Below are 6,766 nucleotides of genomic sequence, written 5' to 3' on the forward strand. Positions count from 1 at the left end.
AACTTCGGCTTTTCCATGTTCGTTTATTTCAACAAAATTAGTTAAAACCTGATTTAAACTTAATTTTACATATTCTTTTAACAATTTTTAAAAAATCACGCCAATTATATTAAATGTGGTTTCTTTATTTAGGGGTTATAAAGTGCAACAAATGAAATAATATAAACCTTCAAAATTAAAAAAATTGTATTCAAATAAACCTACATTACTATGATTTAAACACATTATTTGTGTTTAAATCATAGAGTATAGATATCGTAGAATCAAACGATTAATCAAAAAACAATTAAAATAATGCTTAACTTTCCATTGTTTAATTTAAATTATAGAAACATATTGCAATTTTTTGGTCTTTATAACGTATGGTCCCATTTATTTGCTTGGCTCGTATTTCTATATAAAACTATATAAATAATAATATTTTAAGCACAAAATCACTCGATTCCCATAAGCTTGCGAACAGCTATACCAGCATTTTGCTGCCTTAACAAACTTTCACCAACTAAAACAGCACTCGCGCCTACTGAACGAACTCGATTAATATCTTCAAACGTTTTTAAACCACTTTCAGAAACAATTAATCGATCAGGTGGAACTAAAGGAGCCAGCTCTTCAGTAACTGCTATATCTGTTTTTAAAGTCTTTAAGTTTCGATTGTTAATCCCAATGAGCGATACATCCAATGCTAAAGCACGATTTAACTCTTGCTCATTATGAACTTCAACCAACACATCTAAATCTAAACAACTTGCTAACTCAGAAAGTTCAACAACATCTTGATCTTTTAAAGCAGCCATAATCAACAAAATACAATCCGCTTCGATCACGCGACTTTCATATACTTGCCAAGGATCTAGTATGAAATCTTTACGTAAAATAGGAAGAGCACATGCATCTCGTGCTAATTTTAAATCTGCATTGTTACCAAAGAAAAATTCGCTTTCTGTAAGAATAGATAAGCAACTGGCTCCAGCATTTTCATATTGTACGGCAATAATACTAGGATCATAATCCTGCCGAATAATACCCGCAGCGGGTGAGGCTTTTTTACATTCTGCAATAAGCCCCATTTGCCCCTTAGCCATTTTTTCTTTTAATACCCGTGCAAATCCACGAGTAGGCGTTCTTACGTTTCTCGCTTCTTCAGCAATTTCTTTAAGGGATTTTAATTTGATTTTTTTTTCAGTTTCTGTCCTTTTTCTGGCACATATTTTAGTTAAGACGTCTGAAACTTCACTTTCGGATAACTTAATTGCATTTAATACAGAATCAGGTGTAGTTGCTTCATTCATTTTGGGTTACTATTTTATTAATTAACTATAGAGTTTTTTACGTTGTTCAACACAGACAAAGCCGCACCGCTATCAATAGCATACGCAGCCTGAGAAATGAGCTTCTTTAATATATGAGAATCTATTTCGCCTTGTAGGTTAACGAGTGAATAATCTTTGACAATATGTAAGGCAATCGCTGCATTTATCAATACCGTATCGCGATAAACATTTTTTTTTCCACGTAACAAGGCTAAAATAGCCTCGGCATTTTCTTTGGGACTGCCTCCACGAATAGCTGAAAGTGGTGACAAATTAAGCCCTACTTTCTCGATAGTTTTTGAGGTTAACCTAATTGGAAAAATTTTATTTTTTTCCAAAACCATAATTTTGGAGGGTCCAGACAAAGTAATTTCATCTACGCCGCTTGAAGAACATAATTCATCAACAAATCCATGGACAACCCACGCTCTTTTTGAACCTAACTCTTTAAGCACGCGAACAAATGGAGTCAACCAAAACGGGTCGTAAACCCCAATTAAATGATATGCAACATTTGCTGGGTTACACAACGGACCCAATAAATTGAAAATTGTGCGTATTGCAAGATCTTTTCTAATTTTATTGATATGGTTAAGCGAAGGATGATGAACAAAAGCAGACAAAAAAGTAATTTTAAATTGATTAAGATTACTTTGTAAAATTTTTAGATCAGATTGTGGATCTATACCTAAAGCAGCAAGCACATCCGTTCCACCCGATTGGGAGGATTGAGCTCTATTTCCATGTTTTGCAACCGATACGCCCAAAGCAGCCAAAACAAAACTAACAGCCGTTGAAATGTTTAAGGTACTTTTTCCATCCCCACCCGTACCACACACATCAATTGTTGTAGGATCAAATTTATTAACAGGAATCATATAATGACGCATTGCTCGAACAGCACCTTCTAATTCCTCTACGGTTTCTGTACGCATGCGTAAAACGGTAAGAAAAGAAGCCAGTTGAATTGCTGATACTTCGCCAGCTAGTATAGCTTCAAATATTTCAGTGGTTTCTTCAATAGAAAATGTTTTCCCACTTAAAGCCTGTTCTAAAAAAGAAGTAAATACGAAAGACAACAGCAAACCTTTAATTCGTTTAATGTTTATTGAATCGATTTGCCAATTTCATAAAATTATTTAGCAACTCATGACCCTTTTCAGAGGCAATGCTTTCTGGATGAAATTGAACGCCATAAACTGGAAAAATTGTATGCTCAAGTGCCATTAAAACACCGTCGTCAGTATACGCAGTGGGAATTAATTCAATAGGTAAAGTATGCGCATCTACCGTCAACGAATGATAACGGGTTACGTTTAAAGGATTAGGTAATCCTTCAAAAATATTTTTTTCATTATGCTTAATAGAAGAAATTTTTCCATGTGCAGGATTTGTTTTTTTAACTTTAGCACCTAAGGCTTGGCCAATGGCTTGGTGACCCAAACATACACCCAAGATAGGTATTTTGTCACACGTTTCTTTAATTAAATCACAGCAAATACCTGCTTCCGAAGGGCTGCAAGGACCTGGTGAAATAACAATTGCTTCGGGTTTAAAATTACAAGCCTCTTGTACGGTAAGCGTATCATTACGATGAATATCGCACGTATATCCTAAATCACCAAAATACTGTACTAAATTGTACGTAAAACTGTCGTAATTATCGATAAGTAATATCATACGTACTTATGTAATCTCCATATACAAAGTGCTTATTAAAACAATTTTTAAGCAAATAATAAAAATCTATTTTATCATCATTAAAGTGTTTTTTGAACTTAAATAAATTTGTATGCCTCTTCAGCCGCTTTAAAAAGAGCTTTTGCTTTATGTATGGTCTCTTCATACTCTAACTCTGGATCACTTTCCGCAACAACACCGCATCCTGCCTGAACGTATAATTTTTGATCTTTTATAAGTCCTGTACGCAGTCCTATACAAGTATCCATACTACCATCTGCCCCAAAGTATCCTATGCAACCCGCATACGTTGCTCTTTGCGTCGGTTCAACTTCATCCAATATTTCCATAGCCCTAATTTTGGGGGCACCCGTTAAAGTACCTGCTGGAAAACCTGCTATAAGTGCATCCAGCGCATCAAGATTTTTTTTGATCGTTCCCTCTACGTTTGAAGAAATATGCATAACATGACTAAACCGTTCAATAACAAATTTTTCTGTGACTTTTACTGAGCCAATTTCACATACACGACCAACATCGTTACGACCTAAATCAATTAACATTAAATGCTCTGAAAGCTCTTTCTTATCCGCTAACAAACTGTTTTCAAGTTCCAAGTCTTCTTGACGAGTTTTTCCTCTTGGCCTTGTTCCTGCCAATGGTCGAACGGTAACTACTTTTTCCCTTAAGCGAACTAATATTTCTGGTGAGGAACCCACCAAAGAAAACCCATCCAACTGCAAGCAAAAAAGAAAGGGGGCCGGATTAATCCGTCTTAGAGCACGATAAAGCGCAATAGGTGACGCAGTAAAAGAACATGAAAAACGTTGGCTGGGTACGACCTGAAAAACATCCCCTGCATAAATATAATCTTTTATTTTTTGAATAACTTCAATAAATTTTGCCTTAGAAAAGGTTGAGTCGATATTAACTTTTTTGGAAGGCAAAAAACCACCATAATTAAGCGATGCTGTTGAAGTATTTAAAGCAAGCTGTGCTTTTTGTAATAATATTTTTGCTGATTTTACCTCGTCTTCCGTTCCCTTCCTTAAGGGAACCGCTAACGTAATTTCATCTTTAATGGTATCAAATACTGCAAAAAGAGAAGGTCTTAACATTAATCCCTCTGGCAAATCTAGATCATTAGGAGGAGGATAAGGCAAGTCTTCCATTTGCCTTACCAAGTCATACCCCAAATACCCATAAATACCACCCACCATGGGGGGCACCCCATCCGGTATTTCAAGTTGACTTTCTGCTATAAATTCTCTTAACGAATCCAAAGGAGCACGATCTTCTTCAAAAAAACATTCTGGATCTAACAAAGGGTTACAATTAATAGAAACAACACCGCTTTTGCATCGCCATATTTTATCGGGTAACAAACCAATAATAGAATATCGTGCTCTTGCGGCGTTACCTTGTACACTTTCTAATAAAAAAATATTTTTAGGATCATTACCTGCCAGCGTCGAAAGACGCAACAAAGCAGAAACTGGGGTAATTAAATCAGAAGACAATATTAAATATGAAAGGGTTTTTTGCCGATTCAATTCTATTTTGTTATCAACCACGCGGCGTCTTTCTTGATAGATTAATAGTTGACTTGCTTAATAAGTGCATCCAAAGCCTGTTGATTAACTTTAATGTCTATATTTTTTTGTATAAAATTCTTATAGTCATAAGCAATATCGTCACTTAATGATTGAGAAAGGGATTGTTTCACTGAATTATATGCGACTGGATTATCGTTTTTACTGGGTACTATGCATTTTGTTAAAGTCGCTACAACAAACCCATTTGGTGTTTCCATCATAGTACTCTGACCTGCTTTCATAATAAAACTTTGTTGTTGTAAAGCAGGTAAAATAATTTTTGCAGGTTCCTCTCTCGAAAATAAAGGACTTTGTTGAACGGATAAATTCGTTTTAAGATTTGATACTCCGTCTTTAGATTTTGATGCTGTTAAATAAAGATTAGTAGCCATTATATTGGCTTGTCTTTTAGCTTCTGCTTTTTGCCAGGCTTCAATAATTTTATCTTTTGCAGCCTGATACGTATCTTGATGCGCAGGCTCAATCGTTTCAATATTGAACGCATAATAAATATTTTCTGCTGCTTGTATTAGAGAAACTGGATTATGTTGAGCAGTGGAAAATATTTTGGTCAGAATTTCTTGTTGCACTTTTTCTGGCAGGCCTATAGGAGCAAGTTGACCTTCCGGAGTGTATCCTTGTTCATTCAAGGTTCCTTCAACAGCAACCAAGCCTAAACCACCCAATTTTGCGTCAAGTCCCTCTCCCCCTGCTAAAATATCTTGGATTTTTTTTATATTATCAACAAAAGCTTGCTTTGCCTTTGATTGCACCAATTCATTTTTAAGATTTTCTTTAACTTGCGACAAAGGAACCATTTGCTCAGGCGATGTTGATAATACTTTGAATATACTCCAACCCATAGAATTTTTTATAGGACCACTAATTTGATTAGGAGTTGCTTTAAAAACAGCCTGTGTTAATACGGACGAAGTCGAATTTTTTTGATTAAAATCTGGAATTAAAGAGGCAAAACCATGTTGTTCTTTAGTTTTCTTTTGTAACGATTGCCAATCCCCTCCTTTCCATTGTTCCAATAACGATTTAGCAACCTTTTCATCTTGTACAGTAACTATTTGTAGAGTTTTACTTTCCGGTTTTATAAAATAATTTTTTCTCGAATCATAAAATTTTTGAATTTCTTGATCGGTAACGTCTATATCTTTTGCCACTGTTTCAGGAGATATATAAACTAATTTTATCCTTCTAAATTCTGGGGTTGTAAATTGCCAACGATGGTTTTCGTAATATCGCTTCAAGACCGATTCAGTGGGTATGGTTTTTGAACGATATGAATCGTAAAATATATCTACATATGATACGCCACGTTTTTCATTTCTAAATTGATAAAAAAGTTCTGCTATAATATCAGAAGAAGCAACACCCATCATAAGCGGGTTAAGTAAACCATCTAGTTCAATTTGGTCTTTAATTAGATTTAAAAAATTTTCTTCCGTCATATTTCGTTGACTTAAAAAACTTTTGAGTAAATCACGATTGAATTGACCATTCTGTTGAAAGATTGCCATAGAAAATACAGCATCTCGGAGAACACTGTCGGGAACGCTTAAACCCAATTGATTGGCTTGATCAAGAAAAATATTTTGAATGATCAGTTGCTGTAACGTTTCATTTATAATAGCTTTTTTAGCATTATCAGAAAGTTGAGACGAGTCAGATAATCCTTTTTGCACTGAAATAGTCTGCATTTGGTTTCTTGCTGTATGATCCAACTCCGGTAATGTTATTTTTTCATGACCGACCCATGCTACCACATTGGCATCTTGATGGGTAAAATTGGTCCATACATCCATTCCTCCCCATCCCATGAAAGCTATAAAAATTAAACCGACTGCAATGCGTCCAACCCACGAGTCTATAAATAAATGTCTTAAACGAGACAGCATAGAACCTACCTGAAATCTAAATGAAAAATAACATTGCCTATGTAATCAATTCAATTCATTAAACCATAAATTATAAAATTACAAAAAATTATCTTTAGGAATATAAACATATTTCATATATTTATTTTATAATCAGTAAATTACTAGTATAAATTAAATGCCCTGACCTAACCATTATCGTACTGTATAAGGAGTGTACTGATGACTAAACCGATCATAATCGGAAATTGGAAAATGAATGGTGTAACTAAAGAAGCTGATCATATTGTTT

At 34.7% G+C, this 6,766-nt stretch carries 5 protein-coding genes; all 5 read right to left on the reverse strand.

Annotation, left to right across the window (positions count from 1 at the left end):
• Window positions 1–434 precede the first annotated feature (434 nt).
• Window positions 435–1,292 carry an indole-3-glycerol phosphate synthase TrpC gene (gene trpC / locus AABE15_RS04060; protein ID WP_338330001.1) on the reverse strand — a complete coding sequence of 286 codons (858 nt, stop codon included), beginning with the start codon at window positions 1,290–1,292 and terminating at the stop codon, window positions 435–437.
• Between the two features lie 17 nt (window positions 1,293–1,309).
• Window positions 1,310–2,392, reverse strand: a complete 1,083-nt coding sequence (trpD, locus tag AABE15_RS04065; RefSeq protein ID WP_338330002.1) for an anthranilate phosphoribosyltransferase — start codon at window positions 2,390–2,392, stop codon at window positions 1,310–1,312.
• Between the two features lie 19 nt (window positions 2,393–2,411).
• Window positions 2,412–2,993, reverse strand: coding sequence for an aminodeoxychorismate/anthranilate synthase component II (locus AABE15_RS04070; RefSeq protein WP_338330003.1), 582 nt, complete (start codon window positions 2,991–2,993; stop codon window positions 2,412–2,414).
• Window positions 2,994–3,091: 98 nt separating this feature from the next.
• Window positions 3,092–4,567, reverse strand: coding sequence for an anthranilate synthase component I (trpE, locus tag AABE15_RS04075; protein WP_338330004.1), 1,476 nt, complete (start codon window positions 4,565–4,567; stop codon window positions 3,092–3,094).
• Between the two features lie 20 nt (window positions 4,568–4,587).
• A complete protein-coding gene (locus tag AABE15_RS04080; protein WP_338330005.1) occupies window positions 4,588–6,495 on the reverse strand; it encodes a peptidyl-prolyl cis-trans isomerase in 1,908 nt (635 codons plus the stop codon).
• Between the last annotated feature and the right edge of the window lie 271 nt (window positions 6,496–6,766).

Origin of the sequence: Commensalibacter sp. Nvir, assembly GCF_963921845.1 — a bacterium.
In the GTDB taxonomy this organism is placed as follows: Bacteria; Pseudomonadota; Alphaproteobacteria; order Acetobacterales; family Acetobacteraceae; genus Commensalibacter.